Raw genomic sequence first — 15,927 nt, forward strand, 5'->3', positions numbered from 1 at the left:
GTGTCCCCGATCCCCGGATCCGGTCTCGCCAAGGGCCTGGCCGTCACCCTGCGGACGATGACCAAGAAGACCGTCACCGCGCAGTACCCCGACGTCCAGCCCCAACTCCCGCCCCGCACGCGCGGCGTGATCGGGCTGTTCGAGGAGAACTGCACGGTCTGCATGCTCTGCGCCCGCGAGTGCCCCGACTGGTGCATCTACATCGACTCCCACAAGGAGACGGTCCCGGCCGCCGCCCCTGGCGGCAGGGAGCGCAGCCGTAACGTCCTCGACCGGTTCGCCATCGACTTCTCCCTCTGCATGTACTGCGGTATCTGCATCGAGGTGTGTCCTTTCGACGCGCTGTTCTGGTCGCCCGAGTTCGAGTACGCGGAGACGGACATCCGCGAACTCACCCACGAGCGCGACAAGCTCCGCGAGTGGATGTGGACCGTTCCGGCACCGCCCGCGCTGGACCCCGGCGCGGAGGAGCCGAAGGAGATCGCCGCGGCCCGCAAGGCGGCGGAGAAGCTGGCAGCTGCGCAAGCGGACGCCACGCCTCCGACGGCCCCGTCCGCCCAGCAGGGCACGCCGGGCCACGCGGCCCCGTCCGTCCCGGAGGCCCGGGAGGACACGCCGCCGCCCGGCGAACGCCCCACCGGGGACGAAGACGGCCCGGCCTCGGGTCAGGGAGGTCCGGCATGACGCTCGCCGCCGCCGCGACGCACGGGTTCCTGTCCCCCACGGGGGTCGAGATCGCCTTCCTGCTCGTGGGCATCGCCACGCTCGGCGCGGCGGTCATCACCGTCACGACCAGGCAACTGGTGCACGCCGCCCTGTGGCTGGTCGTGGCGCTCGGTGGCCTCGCCGTGGAGTACCTCCTGCTCACCGCCGAGTTCATCGCGTGGGTGCAGGTCCTGATCTACGTCGGTTCGGTGGTTGTCCTCCTTCTTTTCGGGCTGATGCTCACCAAGGCACCCATCGGCCGCTCACCCGATGCCGACTCCGGCAACCGAGTGGTCGCTCTCGCTGTGGCGCTCGCCGCCGCGGCGTCCCTGGTCTGGGTCGTCGTCGACGCCTTCCGCACTACCTGGATCGACCTCGACGGGCCGGTCCAGGGGTCCACCAAGGTGTCCGGTGAGATCCTCTTCCGGCACTGGGTGCTGCCGTTCGAGGCGCTCTCCGTACTGCTGCTCGCCGCACTCGTCGGCGCGATCGTCCTGTCCCGCAGGGACGCAGAGCCGGCCGCCACGCCCCCCACCGGCGGTGCGGACCGAACGGCCCGAGAGGGGAACAGCTGATGCACCTCGCCTATCCAGCCGTGCTGGCCGTGCTCCTCTTCAGCGTCGGCCTGTACGGGGTGCTCGCCCGCCGCAACGCGATCCTCGTCCTGATGTCCGTCGAGCTGATGCTCAACGCGGTCAACCTCAACCTCGTGGCCTTCGACGTGTGGCTGCGCGACACCCTGCACGCCGGCCAGGCTCTCACTCTGTTCACCATCGCCATCGCCGCGGCGGAGATCGGTATCGGCCTGGCGATCGTGCTCATGGTGTACCGCAACCGCGGCAGTTCGGACGTCGACCGTCTCCGCGACACCGCGGAAACGGCGGACGGTCCCGAAGGCCCCGGCGCCGGCCACGGTGATGCCGGCGAGACACCCCCAGACCGCGAGGAGAAGGCCGAGGCCACCGCGTGACCACCACGACCCTCGCCGTCCTCGTACCCCTCCTTCCTTTCCTGGGTGCCGTCGCCGGACTGCTGCTCGGTCGCAGCGCACCGGGCTTCGTGCGTCCGCTGGCCGTGCTGCCGACGCTCGCCGCGGCCGTGCTCGCCGTCCTCGTCGCCGTGCGCCAGGACGGCGGCAAGGCGATCGCCGCCTCGACGCAGCTCACGCCCACCGGCTCGATCCCGATCGACCTCGCCCTGTACCTCGACGGTTTCGCCGTCCTCGCGGCCGTCCTGGTCGGTGTCGTCGCCTCGTGCGTGCAGATCTACTCGACGGGCTACCTGCGCGACGACCCGCGCTACCCCTCGTACGCCGCTCTCGTCTCGCTGTTCACCTCCGCGATGCTGCTCGTCGTCTACTCCGGCGACCTGATGGTGCTGCTGGTCGGCTGGGAGATCATGGGCATCTGCTCGTACTTCCTCGTCGGCCACTACTGGGAGACGCCCGAGGCACGCGCCGCCTCCCTCAAGGCGTTCCTGGTCACCAAGCTCGGCGATGTCCCCTTCCTGATCGGTCTGTTCGCGCTCGCGGCCGACGCAGGCACCTTCCGGATCACCGGGATCCTCGGGGCCGTCGCCGCCGGCGCCGTCGAGCACCCCACTCTCATCGCCCTGCTGCTCCTCGCGGGCGTGGCGGGCAAGTCGGCGCAGTTCCCGCTGCACACCTGGCTGCCCGACGCGATGGCGGGCCCCACCCCCGTCTCCGCGCTGATCCACGCCGCGACGATGGTCGCGGCCGGTATCTACTTCGTGGCCCGGCTCCTTCCTCTCTTCGCGGCCTCCGCGGCCGCCATGACCGTGCTTGCCGTGATGGCTGCCGTGACGATGGTCGGCTCGGCGCTCGCCGCGCTCGCCCAGGACGACATCAAGCGGGTCCTCGCCTACTCGACCATCGGCCAGCTCGGCTACATGTCGGGTGCCCTGGCCGTCGGAGACCGAGGCGCCGCTGTCTTCCACCTCCTGTCCCACGGTGCGTTCAAAGCGCTGCTCTTCCTCGCCGCCGGCGTGATCATCCACGCCGCCGGCACCAACTCGCTCGCCGCCATGTCGCGTATGAGCGGACTCGCCAAGCGCGTCCCCGACGCGTACTGGACGATGACCGTCGCGCTTCTCGCCCTCGCCGCGATCCCGCCCTTCGCCGGCTTCTTCTCCAAGGAAGCCGTCCTCGTGGCCGCCGAGCACACCGCTCTCGGCGACTCGGTCGTCGCGCCCACCGCCGCCGGCTGGTTCGTGCTCGTCGCCGCTCTGGTGACCGCCCTTCTCACCGCCGCATACGCGATCCGGCTGTGGCTGCTCGCCTTCCGGGGACGCGGCACCGAGGCCCCCGACCACGGCCGGCAGCCCATCGCGATGACCAGCGTGCTGTGGGTGCTCGCCGTCCCGTCGCTCGCCTTCGGGCTGACCGCCGGCGGTCTGCCCCGCTGGTTCGACGGCCACGAACTCGCCCCGACCCTCACCACCGCCGTCCTCGGCACCGGTGTCGCCCTCGTCGGTGGGCTGATCACCTACGCAGCCTGGCGGCACTCCACCGCGGTCACCGCCCCTCCCCCAATCGGCGCGGTCGCGGCGCACCCGGACGCCGAACCTGCCGTTTCCGAGGCAGAGGCAATCGCCACCCACAAGCCCGCCTACGGCGACATCGCCGCGGCCCCCGATCCGGCCGACCCGGCCCGGCTGCTGCTCGGCCCACTCCACCGGCACGCCGCCGCGGGCTTCCACGTCGACGCGCTCTACACCGCGATGTTCGTCCGTCCCGTCCGGGCGGCCGCCCAGTTGGTCAGCTTCCTGGACCGTGAGGTCGTCGACACCTATGTACGTGGCTCCGGCACGGGCACGCGCTGGCTCGGCGCGGCGGTCCGCCGCGCGCAGACCGGCAACGTGCAGACCTACCTGAGCGCGCTGCTCGCCGGCTCCGTCGTCCTGGCGATCGCCGCCGTCGTCCTTTCCAACGTCAACGCCGGATCGTGAGCCGTGATCGATATCAGCGCGTCCGTGATGCAGTTCCTTCTCGCGTTCATCGTCGTCGGCCCGCTCGTCGGAGCCGCCGCCGCCCTGCTGCCCGCCCCGCCCGGGTTGCGCGGCAGCGGTCCGGACCAGGCGGTTCTACGGCACGGCGTGACCGTCACGGGCGCGGTCCTGGTCGCGGCCGTGGTCCTGGCGCTCGGCTTCGACCACGACCAACCGTCGAAGATGCAGGCCACGACGGACATCAGCTGGATCCCGGCACTCGATGTGCGGATCCACCTCGGCGTCGACGGCATCTCGCTCCCCCTTCTGGTTCTTTCGGCGCTGCTGACCTTCCTCTGCGCGCTCTACAGCTACTTCAAAATGCCTGCGGGCCCGTCCCCGAAGGCGTTCGTCGCCCTGCTTCTCGTCCTGGAGTCCGGCACTCTGGCGACCTTCGCCGTCCTCGACCTGCTGCTGTTCTTCCTGGCCTTCGAGATCGTGCTCATCCCGATGTACTTCCTCATCGCCCGCTGGGGCGGAGAGGCGAGGCAGCCTGCCGCCTGGAAGTTCATCCTCTACACACTGCTCGGCTCGGTCGTCATGCTGCTCGGCCTCCTGCTCATCGGGCTGAAGGCCGGCACATTCGACATGGTGGCACTCGCCACTGACAACGGTCGGGGACTCACAGCATCCGTGCAGGTCATCGCCGTTCTGGCGATCGGTCTCGGCCTCGCGGTGAAGACGCCGATGTGGCCGTTGCACACCTGGCTGCCCGACGCCCACACCGCCGCTCCGACGGTTGGCTCCGTCCTCCTCGCGGGCGTCCTGCTGAAAATGGGAACGTACGGTTTCGTCCGTATCGTGCTGCCGATCGCGCCCGACGGCATGCGCGCTTTCGCGCCGTACCTCGCCGCGTTCGCCGTCGTCGGCATCATCTACGGCTCCCTCGCCTGCCTCGCCCTCGCGAGGAGCGGCGCGGGCGGCGACCTGAAGCGGCTCATCGCGTACTCGTCCGTCGGCCACATGGGCTTCGTGCTGCTCGGCATCGCGACGATGACGCCCACCGGCGTGAACGGTGCCCTCTTCGCCAACATCGCCCACGGCCTCATCACCGGACTGCTGTTCTTCCTCGTCGGCGCGGTCAAGGACCGCTATGGCACTGCCGACCTCGATGCCCTCGCCGGTGCGACGGGCGCCGCGCTGTACGGCCGCGCACCCCGCCTCGGCGGTCTGCTCGCCTTCGCCGCGGTCGCGTCGCTGGGGCTGCCGGGACTCGCGGGCTTCTGGGGCGAGATGCTCACCCTGTTCGGGGCGTTCGATCCTGCCGACGGCCTCAGCCGCCCCGCGTTCCTCACCTTCATGGCGGTCGGCGCCTTCGGCACCCTGCTCACGGCCGCGTACCTGCTCGTCGTCGTGCGGCGTGTGTGCATGGGAGCGAGGCCGCCGGCGGACCGGGCCGAGGCCGAGCCGCTCTCCGATGTCCGGGGGTACGAGTTCGCCGCCTGGACGCCGCTCGTCGCCCTCACCGTCCTCGCCGGCCTGTGGCCCGCGGCCCTCCTCGGCCTCACCGACCCGGCCGTGCAGAAGCTCCTCGCAGGAGGCAAGTCGTGACCGTGGCAGCAGACAGCGTCACCAGCCTCGTCCAGTCCGTCGACTGGGCCGCCGTCGCGCCGCCCACGATCACGGCGGTCGTCGCCCTGATCGTCCTGGTCGCCGATCTCTTCATCGACCAACGGCGCAAGCCGCTGCTGGGCGTCGCCGCCGTCACCGGTCTTGTCGCCTCGCTGCTCGCGCTCGTGCCGCTCCGCAAGGGCGACCGTTCCACCTTCTGCCTGACCGACAACGCAGCGGCCTGCAGCTACACCGCCGACCACTTCACCCTGGTGATCCAGTTCCTGGTGTTCGGCGGCGCACTGTTGACTGCACTGCTCTCCCTCACCGAGACGCGGAGGAAGCTCCCGGCAGGAGAGTTCTGGTTCCTGCTGCTCTCCTCCGCGGCGGGAGCGGCGCTGCTGCCCGCCTCACGCGACCTCGCCACCCTGGTGGTCGCGCTGGAGGTCGCCTCGCTTCCGGCGTTCGCGCTGGTCGGTCTCAGGCGGGGCGACCGGCTCTCCAGCGAAGCCGCGCTGAAGTTCTTCCTGTCATCCGTCGCCGCGACGGCCGTGACGCTGCTGGGCGTCAGTTTCGTGTACGCCACGACCGGAACCATGCACCTCACCCAGGTCGCCGCGGGTCTCGAGGACGTGCCCGGCCAGCTGGACACGCTCGCCAAGGCGGGTGTCGCGCTGACTCTTGTCGGCTTCGCCTTCAAGACGGCCGCGGTGCCCTTCCACTTCTGGGTGCCCGACACCTACGTGGGAGCGCCGCTGCCCATCGCGGGCTACCTGTCCGTCGTGGGCAAGGCCGTCGGCTTCACCGGGCTCATCCTGGTGACCGTCATCGCCTTCCCCGGATACGCCGACATCTGGGGCCCCGCCCTCGCCGTCCTCGCCGCCCTGACGATGACCGCCGGCAATGTCGCGGCCCTGCGCCAGTCGGCGACACGCGCGTGGAGCGCGGTCCGCCTCCTGGCCTGGTCCTCCGTGGCGCAGGCCGGCTACCTGCTGGTCCCGATCGCCGCCGCTGCCTACTCCAGCGATGTCCAGATCGGTGCGACGGTCGCGTACGCCTTGATGTACGCCGTGGTGAACCTGGGCGCCTTCGCGGTGGCCGCCCTCGTGGCCCGCACCCGGCCGCTGAACCGGATCTCCGACTACCGGGGCCTGTACGCCACACGCCCGCTCACGGCCCTCGCCATGGGCTTCTTCCTGCTCTGCCTGGCGGGACTCCCGCCGGGCATCGTGGGCCTCTTCGCCAAGGTGACCGTCTTCTCCGCGGCCGTCGACGCCGGCCTCGGCTGGCTGGCCGTCGTCATGGGCGTCAACGTGGTGATCGCCCTGTACTACTACTTGCAGTGGACGGCGGTCCTGTTCCGCGCCCCCGAGGCGGCGGAAACGGCGGCGGAACCCACCAGGAGGCGCACCCCCGCCTCGGTCACTGTCGCCGTGGCCCTGGCGGCGGCCGCCGGTGTCGTGCTCTCCGGATACCCCCAGCTGGTCCTGCGCTTCGCCGCCACCAGCCTGTTCTGACGCCCCACCCGAACGGCCCATGCCGGGGCCGTGGCGTGCAAGGGAACCAGTGTCCTTCGCCTGGCGTTGACCAGTACAGAAGGGTCCACTGGAGAGTGGAGCACCACCACGTAAAGGGTCCCCTGCCGCACCACTTGGAGGGCGTACCGTGCACCGCCGGCACAACGGGCTGAAGACCGCCGTACTCCTCGGGGGACTGTCCGCACTCATCCTCGTCATCGGCAGCTTCTTCGGCCGGACAGGGCTGCTCGTCGCGCTCGTCGTGGCGCTCGGCACCAATGCGTACGCCTACTGGAACAGCGACAAGCTGGCGTTGCGGGCCATGCGCGCCCGCCCCGTGAGCGAGTTCGAGGCCCCTGCGCTCTACCGCATGGTCCGCGAGCTCTCCACAGCGGCCCGACAGCCCATGCCGCGTCTCTACATCTCCCCGACCCAGGCCCCCAATGCGTTCGCGACGGGCCGCAACCCGCGCAATGCGGCGGTGTGCTGCACCGAAGGAATCCTGCGCATCCTCGACGAGCGCGAGCTGCGCGGTGTGATCGGCCATGAGCTGAGCCATGTCTACAACCGCGACATCCTGATCTCCTCGGTCGCCGGAGCGCTCGCATCCGTGGTGATGTTCCTGGTCAACTTCGCCTGGCTGATCCCCATCGGCCGCTCCGACGACGACGAAGGCCCCGGCCTGATCGGCATGCTCCTGATCATGTTGCTCGGCCCCCTGGCAGCTTCCGTGATCCAGCTGGCGGTCAGCCGCTCCCGGGAGTTCGAGGCGGACGCGTCCGGCTCCCAGCTCACCGGCGACCCACTGGCTCTGGCCAGCGCCCTGCGCAAGCTCGACGCCGGCACGAAGCAACTGCCCCTGCCGCCGGAGCCGCGGCTCGAAACCGCGAGCCACATGATGATCGCCAACCCCTTCGGCCCCGGCCGCGGGATCTCCAAACTGTTCTCGACCCACCCGCCGATGGCGGAACGAATCACCCGACTCGAGCAGATGGCAGGTCGTCGCCCGTGAAGACAATCCTGAACGTCATATGGCTGGTCCTGAGCGGCTTCTGGCTGTTTCTGGGGTACCTGCTGGCGGGAGTGATTCTCTGCATCACCGTCATCGGCATCCCGTTCGGCCTGGCGGCATTCCGGATCGGCGTCTACGCCCTCTGGCCCTTCGGCTACACGACAGTGGACCGCCGCGACTCCGGCGCGCCCTCACTTGTGGGCAACGTCCTGTGGGTGATCCTGGCCGGCTGGTGGCTCGCGCTCGGCCATATCGTGACCGGCCTCGCGCTGTGCATCACGATCATCGGCATCCCCTTCGGCATCGCCAACTTCAAGCTGATCCCCGTCTCCCTGATGCCGCTGGGCAGGGAAATCGTCCCGACTGAGCAGCCGTTCGCAACGCGCTGAGCGCGGCTCCCCGTTCGGTCGGCATCCGGCCCGACGCGCTCCGTGACGGCAGGTGGGAGACCCCGTCACGCGAACGTGTGTATCACCGCCTCGGCTGGAACTCAGTGTCCAAGCCCAGGCGTTGGCGATTGTGCAGTAGACGAGCGCTACGAACGACGAGAAGCCGATCGCCCCGCGCAGGTCCACCGTTGCCGCCACCACCGCGACGACGGCGCCCCTGCGACCTCCCCGCGGTGCGGCACCTGGTCCAGCGCCGCCGCGACGGCGCGCCGCCACGATCGCCGCAGTTCACGTGTCATGCGTCGCACCACAATGGCAGCGCAACCGCACACAGGGCGGCTCGCGTCCTCGACAACGACACCGTAAGAAAGGCAGGTTCACGGCATGAGCATCATCAGCTGGATCATTCTCGGGCTGATCGCCGGGGTCATAGCCAAGGTCCTGCTCCCGGGCCGGGACCCGGGCGGGCTGATCGGCACCACGGTCATCGGCGTCGCCGGGGCCTTCCTCGGCGGATGGATGTCCGCCCGGTTCCTGGACCGGGAGATCGCCAACCAGTTCTACGACGGACCTACGTGGATCGCGGCCATCGGCGGCTCGCTCGTCCTGCTGATCGCTTACCGCATATTCTTCGGCCACTCACGCTCGCGCTGAGGGCAGCCGCGCCGACGGGTCGGATCAGCGCGGAAGTCCGGTCTCCCGCAGGGTGATGTTCAGCCGCCCGCTGCTCATGCCCGTCGCCGGGTCGGCCGTACCGGACAGCACCTTCGGCACGCCGTGGTACGCGAAACGTGAGACGCCACCGAAGACGAACAGGTCACCGGACGCCAGCTCCACGTCCGTATAGGGGCGGCCCCGTGTCTCGGTGTTCCCGAACCGGAACACGCACGAGTCGCCGATGCTCAACGAGACCACAGGCGCGCTGGACCGCTCCTCCTTGTCCTGGTGCATCCCCATCCGTGCCGCACCGTCGTAGAAGTTGATCAGTGCCGTGTCCGGTGTGTACCCATGATGGTCGCCGTACGCCTCGACCAGCGCCTCGCGGCCCAACTGCACCAACCAGTCCGGGAATCCGGCCACCCGGGCGCCGTTCACATCGTCCGCCGTGCGGGAGTACCGGTACGGCTGCCAGTGCCAGCCCACGCATACGGTGCGTACCGACATCACGCCGCCGCCCGGCAGGACCGTGTGCCGGATCGGTACCGGCCCGCGGGCCCAGTCACGGCAGGCGACCACCAGCTCCCGCTGACGCTCCACCGGCAGCCAGTCGGGCACATGGACGGCGCCGGGCGAGACGACGGCTCGTTCGCGCGGGAACAGCGCACCGCTCATGAGGCTGTTCCGCTCACAGTGCCGGCGCGCCCTCGAGCCCAAGAAGCCGCGCCTTGGACTCAAGACCGCCCGCGTATCCGCGCAGCGCGCCGTCCGCGCCGATCACCCGGTGACAGGGACGCACGACGAGCAGCGGATTGCGCCCGATCGCCGTCCCCACCGCCCGGACGCCCACCGCGGAGGTGCCGACCCGGTCGGCGATCTCCTTGTACGTGGTCGTCGCTCCGTAAGGGATGTTCTCCAGCGCCTGCCAGACGCGGCGCTGGAAGTCGGTCCCGGCATCGACGTACTCGATGTCGAATCGGGTCAGCCGGCCGGCAAAGTACGACGACAGCTGACGGTTGATCTCCTGGAAGGCCTCCGGATCGCGCCGCCAGCTGTCCTCGATGACGGCGCCGCCCTTCTGCCCCGGCAGCGAAAGCGAAGCCAGTGCTGTGCCGCCCTTCGCCGTGGCCGAGGCCCGGCCGACCAGCAGCAGCTCGCCCAGCGGACTGGCGACGGTGTCGTACAGCCTGGTCATGGCGTGCGTCCCTCCTTGCGGATGTTGCCTCTCGCGGGAGGTTCCGTCCGTCCCGCTCCTACGAGTCTGCGTCTGCGGCGCTCGTGAAGCTGGCGGAAATCGGACACCACGCCCGGCGGTGCCCGATGCGACCCCGCATCGGCGGGCACAGGGCGGGGGCGGAGCGCCCAAGCCGCTCCGCCCCCGGGTGCCCCGGCGCGCCCGCCGACGTCAGCGGTAGTTCACGAACTGGAGCGCGAAGTCGAAGTCCTGGCCCTTGAGCAGCGCCTGCACGGCCTGCAGGTCGTCCCGGCTCTTCGAGCTGACCCGCAGCTCGTCGCCCTGGACCTGCGCCTTGACGCCCTTGGGGCCCTCGTCACGGATGACCTTCGCGACCTTCTTGGCGTTCTCCTGAGAGATGCCCTCCTCGATGGACGCGAAGATCTTGTACTCCTTGCCGGAGAGCTGCGGCTCGCCGGCGTCCAGCGCCTTCAGCGAGATTCCGCGCTTCACGAGCTTGGTCTGGAAGACGTCCAGGATCGCGTTGACGCGGTCCTCGGAGTTCGCCTCCATCAGGATCTTCTCGCCGGACCAGGCGATCGAGGCACCGACGTTCTTGAAGTCGTAGCGCTGCGAGATCTCCTTCGCCGCCTGGTTGAGGGCGTTGTCGACCTCCTGCCGCTCGACCTTCGAGACGATGTCGAAACTGGAGTCGGCCATGTCCTGTGGCTCCTTGTATCGGGTGCGTGGAGGCGCGGCCCGCGAGCCGGACCGCTCGGGCAAGCCTAGCCACCCGTGCCCGCCCAGGGCGCTGATCAATCCGGTGGCGAAGCACCCCCACGCATCAGGTATCGTTTACGTCGTTGCCACGGAGCGCCGCCCCACAGCGGTTGCCTCCCGCGCGACATCCCATGGCGGTGTGCCCGAGTGGCCAATGGGAGCGGACTGTAAATCCGTCGGCTTAGCCTACCCAGGTTCGAATCCTGGCGCCGCCACGCGATAGATACGGCCCCTGATCTGCGGAAACGCCGATCAGGGGCCGTTCTGTGTAAGTGTGGCCAGGACGCTGCGCCCGCTCGCAGTCAGCAGAGGCGGCGCCGGCTGCCCTTGCGTAGCGCAGGCGCTGCTTGCCGCGGCCGCCGACGTGTTCGTCACCTCCGGCGTCGATGCGCCGATCCGTGAGATCGCGGCCAGAGCCGGCGTCGGGACGGGGACGATCTACCGTCACTTCCCGCCCCGGTCGGATCTTGTCGTCGCCGTCTACCGTCACCAGGTCGAGGCATGCGCCGAGGCGGGCCCGACCGGTGCCCGATGTGCCAGGGCGCAGTCGTCACGGGAGCGTGAACGACGCAGGTCACGGGAGCGTGGACGAAACAGGCCGCACTCCGGGCACACCCCTGGACTGGCCGCGACTCAGTCCGCCAACCGGAACGCCAGCTGAATCTCCCATTTCGACATGTCAGGCTCCACCCGGGGATCGGTCAGGTACGACTCGGTCCGGCAGCCCCAGTGCTCCACCCCGTCGACCATCGTCATGTCCCACTCCAGGCCCTCCCGCGCCGCCCACTCGCGCATCGCGGTGACGACCGCGAAAAGCTGGTCGGGATGGCCGACGTGGGTGACCGTCGCGTAGCGGCCGGCGGGGAGTACGGCCACCCCGATGTCTCCCTCCGGCTCCGGGGTCGAGGCGACCGGTATGCCCGCCTCGACCACCGACTCCCCTTGCATGTCCAACGCGTTGAACCGGAAGAAGGGTGCGCCCGCGAACTCCGCACCCTTGCCTGTCAGCCAGTTGACCAGCTCGGGCAGCCGGTCGGCGATCAGCGCGAAGGCGTCCATCCGCACGGACCCGCGGATGTACGCGTAGAGCTGCTCCTCGCGCTCCTCGATCACCGGCCGGACGTCCTGTGTGTGATTGCTCATGACCTCAATGACTCCACGGACGAAAGGAATTCATCGGACGAGAGAAGACAGCGGAGGGCGGAACGGGGGCGGGGGAGGAGGCGTCAGTTCCCCGCGATGTCCTTCACCGCGACGGTGACCGGCGTCGAACCGCTGACGAGCTCCAGCGTCAGCCCCGCCGTCGCCGGGGTTTCCACCATCTCCGCGAGCACCGCCGCCACATCGTCGCGCGGCACCGGGCCGCGTCCCGTCGAGGCCTCCAGCCGTACAAGGCCGTTGCCCGCGTCGTTGGTCAGCACGCCGGGGCGCAGGATCGTCCACTCGAGGCCGGGACGGGACCGTACGTAGTCGTCCGCGGCGCCCTTCGCCCGCAGGTAAGCGTCGAACACTTCGTCGCCCTCGTGCTCGGCGTCGGCGCCCATCGACGAGACGACGATGTACCGCCGTACGCCCGCCCGTTCGGCCGCGTCGGCGAAGAGCACCGCTGCGCCGCGGTCCACCGTGTCCTTGCGGCCGACGCCGCTGCCCGGCCCCGCGCCCGCGGCGAAGACCGCGGCGTCCGCGCCCTGCAGTACGGCGGCGACCTCTTCCACCGACGCCGATTCCAGGTCCAGCAGCACCGGTTCGGCGCCCGCGTCCCGCAGGTCGTTGCCCTGGTCCGGATTTCGGATGAGGCCCGCGACCTCGTGCCCGCCCGCCGAGAGCAACCGTTCGAGACGGAGAGCGATCTGACCGTGTCCTCCAGCGATGACAATGCGCATGCCTACGACGGTACGTCCGAACCGGGGACGGCGCTCAAGGGAATCAGGCGCCGGAGCCGGGCCCGGAGCCAGGACCGGGTCCCGCGCCCGCCCCCGGGCCGGATCCGGGCCCGGGGTCGGGGCGCCCCTGGCGCGGCAGTTCGAAGGCGACCTCGGCTGCCGAGTCGCAGTACTCGCGCACCGCGCTCGTGCGGGCCACCACCCGCCCGCGGTGGATGACGATCCGGCTGTACGCGAGCGACAGCACGCCCGAGATCCGTTCGCCGCGCACCGCGAGCAGCTCGGCCGGGAAACCGGCCTCGACCCGCACCTCGGGCAGCCCCATCACCTCGCGGGCCGTGCCGGCCACGCATCCGTAGGCGTCGGAAGGCCGTATTCCCGCCTGCGACGACAGCAGGTACGCGGCCTCCAGCGGATCCCCCCGGCCCACCGGGTTGCACACGTCCCGCAGCGCACCGCTGCCCGCCGCGACCCGCACGCCCGCCGAGCGCAGCAGCCGCACCGGCGCGTTGCCGCGCTGATCGACGCCCGCGCAGCCGCCTTGGGGCAGTGAGACGACGGTGACGCCGGCTGCCGCGAGCTGGTCGGCGGTTCTGGAGGCGATGTCGCGCGGCAGGCGGGCGAGCCCGGCGCACGGCCCGATCGTCACGCCCGGCCGCAGCCCGCCGGCCATCGCGGCCAGGCGCGCCAGCCGTGCGGGGTCGTCGCCGTGGGTGTGCAGGTCGACGGGGCAGCCGTGTTCGGCGGCGATCTCGAGGACCGCCTCGACATAACCGGTCGGGTCGGGGTCGGCGTCCGGGCAGCCGCCCACCACGCCGGCGCCCATCTTCATCGCGTCCCGCAGGGCCGACAGGCCGTCGGCCCCCGCGAGGCCTGTCAGCAGCCGGGGCACCGCCACGGCGGTCAGATCGGCCAGGCCACGCAGGGAACGCCGCGCCTGCAACACCGCCTCCAGGGAGTCGAGGCCCTGTACGTCCCCGATCCGCACGTGCGAGCGCAGCGCCGTCGCCCCGTGTCCCAGCTGCAGCAGCGCTGCCTCGGTGGCGCGCCGCTGGACGTCCTCCGTGTCGTAGGAGACGGGCCCGGGGGTCTCCGCGCTGAGAGCTGTGTCGCCGTGGAAGTGGGGTTCGGCGGGGGCGGGCAGCAGCAGGAACCCGGTCAGATCCAGGCGGGAGGAGTGCGGCGGGAGGCTTCCCGCGGTGCCGACCGCCTCGATGCGGCCGCCGCTGAGCCGGACGTCGACGGTGCGGCCGTCCGTGAGCCGGGCGCCGCAGAGCAGCAGCGCGGCAGAGTCGCCGGTGGCGCCGTCGGGGGGCTGCGGCTGGCTGTCGGGCATCGCGCTCCTGGGTGGGGCGGTCGGGCTCGGACGGCGAGCGGCGCCCGGGCGGGTGTGGGAGCCGCGGCGTGGGAGCCGGAAAGGATCACACAGCGTGAGTCGAGCGTAGGGGCGCACGCGATGAGCTTCGAGGAGGAGCGCAATAGTCGTACCGGTGTGGTCACAAGTGGCGTGCGGGGCGGGCGTGGTGCCGTCGAAACGCTGTGGGTCCTGCGCGGGGCGCCACCGGGAACGGTACGCGTCACGCGCGGGGTGCCGTCGAGAACGGCGTGCCGCACCAGCCCGGCGCCCGGGTGGCGGCCCGGCGGCGCACGTCCGTCCGCCGGGCGGAAGCGGACGGCAGCGGGCGGCCGGCGAGGGCCGCGGCGAAGGCCGGTGCGTGGGACGGGAGCGGGCCGGAAGGCGGCCGACGGGGCGCGTGGAAACGGATTTGGGCGAACGGCGGCCGACCGTGTAATGTCTTCATCGCTCGCCCCAATAGCTCAGTCGGCAGAGCGTCTCCATGGTAAGGAGAAGGTCTACGGTTCGATTCCGTATTGGGGCTCTGGTGTTCGGTGATCCTCACCTTCGGGTGAGGAGATCCAGCATCGCAGCGGTGTAGCTCAGTCGGTAGAGCAAGCGGCTCATAATCGCTGTGTCACCGGTTCAAGTCCGGTCACCGCTACACACAGTAGCCGATTGTGGGGTCGGTCCTCCGATCGGCTACTCTTTTATGCGTTCATCCGTCCTATCCGTCCAAGGAGCACTCACGTGGCTGCCACCGACGTCCGCCCGAAGATCACGCTGGCCTGCGTGGAGTGCAAGGAGCGGAACTACATCACCAAGAAGAACCGGCGTAACAACCCGGACCGTCTTGAGATGAAGAAGCACTGCCCGCGCTGCAACTCGCACACGGCGCACCGCGAAACGCGCTGAATCAGGCTCGTATACGAGGCCGCCCCCACTGGGGGCGGCCTCGTGTCGTTTGTCGTGCCGTCATTCCGTTGTGGTCAATATCAGAAGGGAGCCAGTCCATGGCGCTCGACCAGTCCTTCGTGGGGCGGACCTATCCGCCCACCGCGCCCTACGAGGTGGGCCGGGAAAAGATCCGCGAGTTCGCAGAGGCGGTGGGTGACGCGAATCCCGCTTACACCGACCGTGAGGCTGCGCGCGCCCTCGGGCACGCCGATGTGATCGCTCCGCCGACTTTCGCTTTCACGATCACTTTCAAGGCTGCCGAGCAGGTCATCCAGGACCCTCAGTTGGGGCTGGACTACAGCCGTGTGGTGCATGGCGACCAGAAGTTCGCGTATGCGCGGCCGATGCGAGCGGGGGACAGGCTCTCGGTCACGTCGACGATCGAGGCCGTCAAGTCCCTTGCGGGCAACGACATCATGGACATCCGCGGTGAGGTCCACGACGAGACCGGTGAACTGGTCGTGACGGCGTGGACGAAGCTGGTGGCGCGCGCCGCCGAGGAGGCGTGATGGCAGCGAAGATCTCTTATGCGGACGTCGAGGTCGGAACCGAGCTGCCGGCCCAGAGCTTCCCCGTGACGCGCGGCACGCTGGTGCAGTACGCGGGTGCCTCCGGCGACTTCAACCCGATCCACTGGAACGAGAAGTTCGCCACGGAGGTCGGGCTGCCGGACGTGATCGCGCATGGCATGTTCACCATGGCGGAGGCGATCCGCGTGGTGACCGACTGGGTCGGCGACCCGGGCGCGGTCGTCGAGTACGGGGTGCGGTTCACCAAGCCGGTCGTCGTGCCGAACGACGACAAGGGTGCGCTGATCGAGGTCAGCGGCAAGGTCGCGGTGAAGCTGGACGACAACCGAGTGCGCGTGGACCTCGTCGCGATGAGCGACGGCCAGAAGGTTCTGGGCATGTCCCGCGCGGTGGTGCAGCTCGTCTGACGGGCGCGGCGGACGGACGTTGC

Annotated in this window: 18 protein-coding genes, 3 tRNA genes and 2 pseudogenes; 16 read left to right on the forward strand and 7 right to left on the reverse strand. The window is 70.1% G+C overall.

All coding sequences use genetic code 11. The features are described 5' to 3' along the window. The 8 genes from ACIQ7Q_RS00620 to ACIQ7Q_RS00655 all read left to right on the forward strand — a co-directional run bounded on the left by ACIQ7Q_RS00620 (position 1) and on the right by ACIQ7Q_RS00655 (position 8,180). Positions 1-684 (forward strand): NuoI/complex I 23 kDa subunit family protein, encoded by a 684-nt coding sequence (locus ACIQ7Q_RS00620; protein ID WP_403854757.1) that lies wholly within the window; start codon positions 1-3, stop codon positions 682-684. Then, complete coding sequence (locus ACIQ7Q_RS00625; protein WP_403854760.1) at positions 681-1,280, forward strand: NADH-quinone oxidoreductase subunit J; 600 nt, start codon at positions 681-683, stop codon at positions 1,278-1,280. Before ACIQ7Q_RS00620 ends, ACIQ7Q_RS00625 begins: the two co-directional genes overlap by 4 nt. Then, entirely contained in the window at positions 1,280-1,675 is a 396-nt protein-coding gene (gene nuoK, locus ACIQ7Q_RS00630; protein WP_403854763.1) for an NADH-quinone oxidoreductase subunit NuoK, read from the forward strand. The genes ACIQ7Q_RS00625 and nuoK overlap by 1 nt, the downstream gene beginning before the upstream one ends. Beyond that, positions 1,672-3,672 (forward strand): NADH-quinone oxidoreductase subunit L, encoded by a 2,001-nt coding sequence (locus ACIQ7Q_RS00635; protein ID WP_403854766.1) that lies wholly within the window; start codon positions 1,672-1,674, stop codon positions 3,670-3,672. Before nuoK ends, ACIQ7Q_RS00635 begins: the two co-directional genes overlap by 4 nt. Positions 3,673-3,675: 3 nt before the next feature. Beyond that, positions 3,676-5,262 (forward strand): NADH-quinone oxidoreductase subunit M, encoded by a 1,587-nt coding sequence (locus ACIQ7Q_RS00640; RefSeq protein WP_403854769.1) that lies wholly within the window; start codon positions 3,676-3,678, stop codon positions 5,260-5,262. After that, positions 5,259-6,779: an NADH-quinone oxidoreductase subunit N gene (locus tag ACIQ7Q_RS00645; protein ID WP_403854772.1), complete on the forward strand. Its 1,521-nt coding sequence runs from the start codon at positions 5,259-5,261 to the stop codon at positions 6,777-6,779. Before ACIQ7Q_RS00640 ends, ACIQ7Q_RS00645 begins: the two co-directional genes overlap by 4 nt. A 148-nt stretch (positions 6,780-6,927) precedes the next feature. Then, positions 6,928-7,791 carry a zinc metalloprotease HtpX gene (gene htpX / locus ACIQ7Q_RS00650; protein ID WP_403854775.1) on the forward strand — a complete coding sequence of 288 codons (864 nt, stop codon included), beginning with the start codon at positions 6,928-6,930 and terminating at the stop codon, positions 7,789-7,791. Then, positions 7,788-8,180 (forward strand): YccF domain-containing protein, encoded by a 393-nt coding sequence (locus ACIQ7Q_RS00655; RefSeq protein ID WP_403854778.1) that lies wholly within the window; start codon positions 7,788-7,790, stop codon positions 8,178-8,180. Before htpX ends, ACIQ7Q_RS00655 begins: the two co-directional genes overlap by 4 nt. 90 nt (positions 8,181-8,270) lie before the next feature. Here the strand turns inward: ACIQ7Q_RS00655 and ACIQ7Q_RS00660 are convergent. Beyond that, a pseudogene (locus tag ACIQ7Q_RS00660) lies at positions 8,271-8,425 on the reverse strand (amino acid permease); the annotation flags it as partial. Between the two features lie 139 nt (positions 8,426-8,564). Here ACIQ7Q_RS00660 and ACIQ7Q_RS00665 point away from each other — a divergent pair. Continuing rightward, the gene (locus ACIQ7Q_RS00665; protein ID WP_403854781.1) at positions 8,565-8,834 is read left to right on the forward strand and encodes a GlsB/YeaQ/YmgE family stress response membrane protein; all 270 of its coding nucleotides are present in this window, start codon (positions 8,565-8,567) and stop codon (positions 8,832-8,834) included. A 24-nt stretch (positions 8,835-8,858) separates the two neighbouring features. Here the strand turns inward: ACIQ7Q_RS00665 and ACIQ7Q_RS00670 are convergent, their stop codons facing one another. From ACIQ7Q_RS00670 to ACIQ7Q_RS00680, 3 genes are all read right to left on the reverse strand, one after another. Beyond that, positions 8,859-9,512: an alpha-ketoglutarate-dependent dioxygenase AlkB family protein gene (locus ACIQ7Q_RS00670; RefSeq protein ID WP_403854784.1), complete on the reverse strand. Its 654-nt coding sequence runs from the start codon at positions 9,510-9,512 to the stop codon at positions 8,859-8,861. Between the two features lie 13 nt (positions 9,513-9,525). Then, entirely contained in the window at positions 9,526-10,032 is a 507-nt protein-coding gene (locus ACIQ7Q_RS00675) for a methylated-DNA--[protein]-cysteine S-methyltransferase (RefSeq protein ID WP_403854787.1), read from the reverse strand. A gap of 210 nt (positions 10,033-10,242) precedes the next feature. Then, positions 10,243-10,731: a YajQ family cyclic di-GMP-binding protein gene (locus ACIQ7Q_RS00680; protein ID WP_403854790.1), complete on the reverse strand. Its 489-nt coding sequence runs from the start codon at positions 10,729-10,731 to the stop codon at positions 10,243-10,245. Positions 10,732-10,924: 193 nt separating this feature from the next. On the opposite strand from ACIQ7Q_RS00680, the gene ACIQ7Q_RS00685 reads away from it, so the two are divergent. Together ACIQ7Q_RS00685 and ACIQ7Q_RS00690 are read left to right on the forward strand one after the other, a co-directional pair. After that, positions 10,925-11,006: transfer RNA gene (locus tag ACIQ7Q_RS00685), tRNA-Tyr, on the forward strand. A 71-nt stretch (positions 11,007-11,077) separates the two neighbouring features. Further along, positions 11,078-11,311: pseudogene (locus ACIQ7Q_RS00690) on the forward strand (TetR/AcrR family transcriptional regulator); the annotation flags it as partial. A 113-nt stretch (positions 11,312-11,424) separates the two neighbouring features. Here ACIQ7Q_RS00690 and ACIQ7Q_RS00695 read toward each other — a convergent pair. The 3 genes from ACIQ7Q_RS00695 to ACIQ7Q_RS00705 form a co-directional block, all read right to left on the reverse strand. Further along, a complete protein-coding gene (locus ACIQ7Q_RS00695) occupies positions 11,425-11,934 on the reverse strand; it encodes a GyrI-like domain-containing protein (RefSeq protein ID WP_403854793.1) in 510 nt (169 codons plus the stop codon). Between the two features lie 83 nt (positions 11,935-12,017). After that, complete coding sequence (locus ACIQ7Q_RS00700) at positions 12,018-12,674, reverse strand: SDR family oxidoreductase (RefSeq protein WP_403854796.1); 657 nt, start codon at positions 12,672-12,674, stop codon at positions 12,018-12,020. Positions 12,675-12,717: 43 nt separating this feature from the next. After that, positions 12,718-14,010, reverse strand: a complete 1,293-nt coding sequence (locus ACIQ7Q_RS00705; RefSeq protein ID WP_403854799.1) for an amidohydrolase family protein — start codon at positions 14,008-14,010, stop codon at positions 12,718-12,720. Between the two features lie 471 nt (positions 14,011-14,481). On the opposite strand from ACIQ7Q_RS00705, the gene ACIQ7Q_RS00710 reads away from it, so the two are divergent. The 5 genes from ACIQ7Q_RS00710 (at position 14,482) to ACIQ7Q_RS00730 (ending at position 15,904) form a co-directional block, all read left to right on the forward strand. After that, positions 14,482-14,554, forward strand: a tRNA-Thr gene (locus ACIQ7Q_RS00710). 47 nt (positions 14,555-14,601) lie between these two features. Beyond that, positions 14,602-14,674, forward strand: a tRNA-Met gene (locus ACIQ7Q_RS00715). A gap of 86 nt (positions 14,675-14,760) precedes the next feature. Further along, positions 14,761-14,925, forward strand: a complete 165-nt coding sequence (gene rpmG / locus ACIQ7Q_RS00720) for a 50S ribosomal protein L33 (protein ID WP_003956487.1) — start codon at positions 14,761-14,763, stop codon at positions 14,923-14,925. A gap of 98 nt (positions 14,926-15,023) precedes the next feature. Continuing rightward, positions 15,024-15,476: a MaoC family dehydratase N-terminal domain-containing protein gene (locus ACIQ7Q_RS00725; protein WP_403854802.1), complete on the forward strand. Its 453-nt coding sequence runs from the start codon at positions 15,024-15,026 to the stop codon at positions 15,474-15,476. After that, positions 15,476-15,904, forward strand: a complete 429-nt coding sequence (locus tag ACIQ7Q_RS00730; protein WP_403854805.1) for a MaoC family dehydratase — start codon at positions 15,476-15,478, stop codon at positions 15,902-15,904. Before ACIQ7Q_RS00725 ends, ACIQ7Q_RS00730 begins: the two co-directional genes overlap by 1 nt. Positions 15,905-15,927 lie beyond the last annotated feature (23 nt).

It is taken from the genome of Streptomyces sp. NPDC096176 (genome assembly GCF_044763255.1).
In the GTDB taxonomy this organism is placed as follows: domain Bacteria; phylum Actinomycetota; class Actinomycetes; order Streptomycetales; family Streptomycetaceae; genus Streptomyces.

Excerpts from the sequence above, each read along its gene's own strand:
- ACIQ7Q_RS00665 (WP_403854781.1), top strand. The coding sequence starts at position 8,565 with ATGAGCATCATCAGCTGGATCATTCTCGGGCTGATCGCCGGGGTCATA.
- ACIQ7Q_RS00680 (WP_403854790.1), bottom strand. The coding sequence starts at position 10,731 with ATGGCCGACTCCAGTTTCGACATCGTCTCGAAGGTCGAGCGGCAGGAG.
- ACIQ7Q_RS00625 (WP_403854760.1), top strand. The coding sequence starts at position 681 with ATGACGCTCGCCGCCGCCGCGACGCACGGGTTCCTGTCCCCCACGGGG.
- ACIQ7Q_RS00730 (WP_403854805.1), top strand. The coding sequence starts at position 15,476 with ATGGCAGCGAAGATCTCTTATGCGGACGTCGAGGTCGGAACCGAGCTG.
- ACIQ7Q_RS00675 (WP_403854787.1), bottom strand. The coding sequence starts at position 10,032 with ATGACCAGGCTGTACGACACCGTCGCCAGTCCGCTGGGCGAGCTGCTG.
- ACIQ7Q_RS00670 (WP_403854784.1), bottom strand. The coding sequence starts at position 9,512 with ATGAGCGGTGCGCTGTTCCCGCGCGAACGAGCCGTCGTCTCGCCCGGC.
- ACIQ7Q_RS00700 (WP_403854796.1), bottom strand. The coding sequence starts at position 12,674 with ATGCGCATTGTCATCGCTGGAGGACACGGTCAGATCGCTCTCCGTCTC.
- ACIQ7Q_RS00695 (WP_403854793.1), bottom strand. The coding sequence starts at position 11,934 with ATGAGCAATCACACACAGGACGTCCGGCCGGTGATCGAGGAGCGCGAG.
- nuoK (WP_403854763.1), top strand. The coding sequence starts at position 1,280 with ATGCACCTCGCCTATCCAGCCGTGCTGGCCGTGCTCCTCTTCAGCGTC.
- ACIQ7Q_RS00725 (WP_403854802.1), top strand. The coding sequence starts at position 15,024 with ATGGCGCTCGACCAGTCCTTCGTGGGGCGGACCTATCCGCCCACCGCG.
- ACIQ7Q_RS00705 (WP_403854799.1), bottom strand. The coding sequence starts at position 14,010 with ATGCCCGACAGCCAGCCGCAGCCCCCCGACGGCGCCACCGGCGACTCT.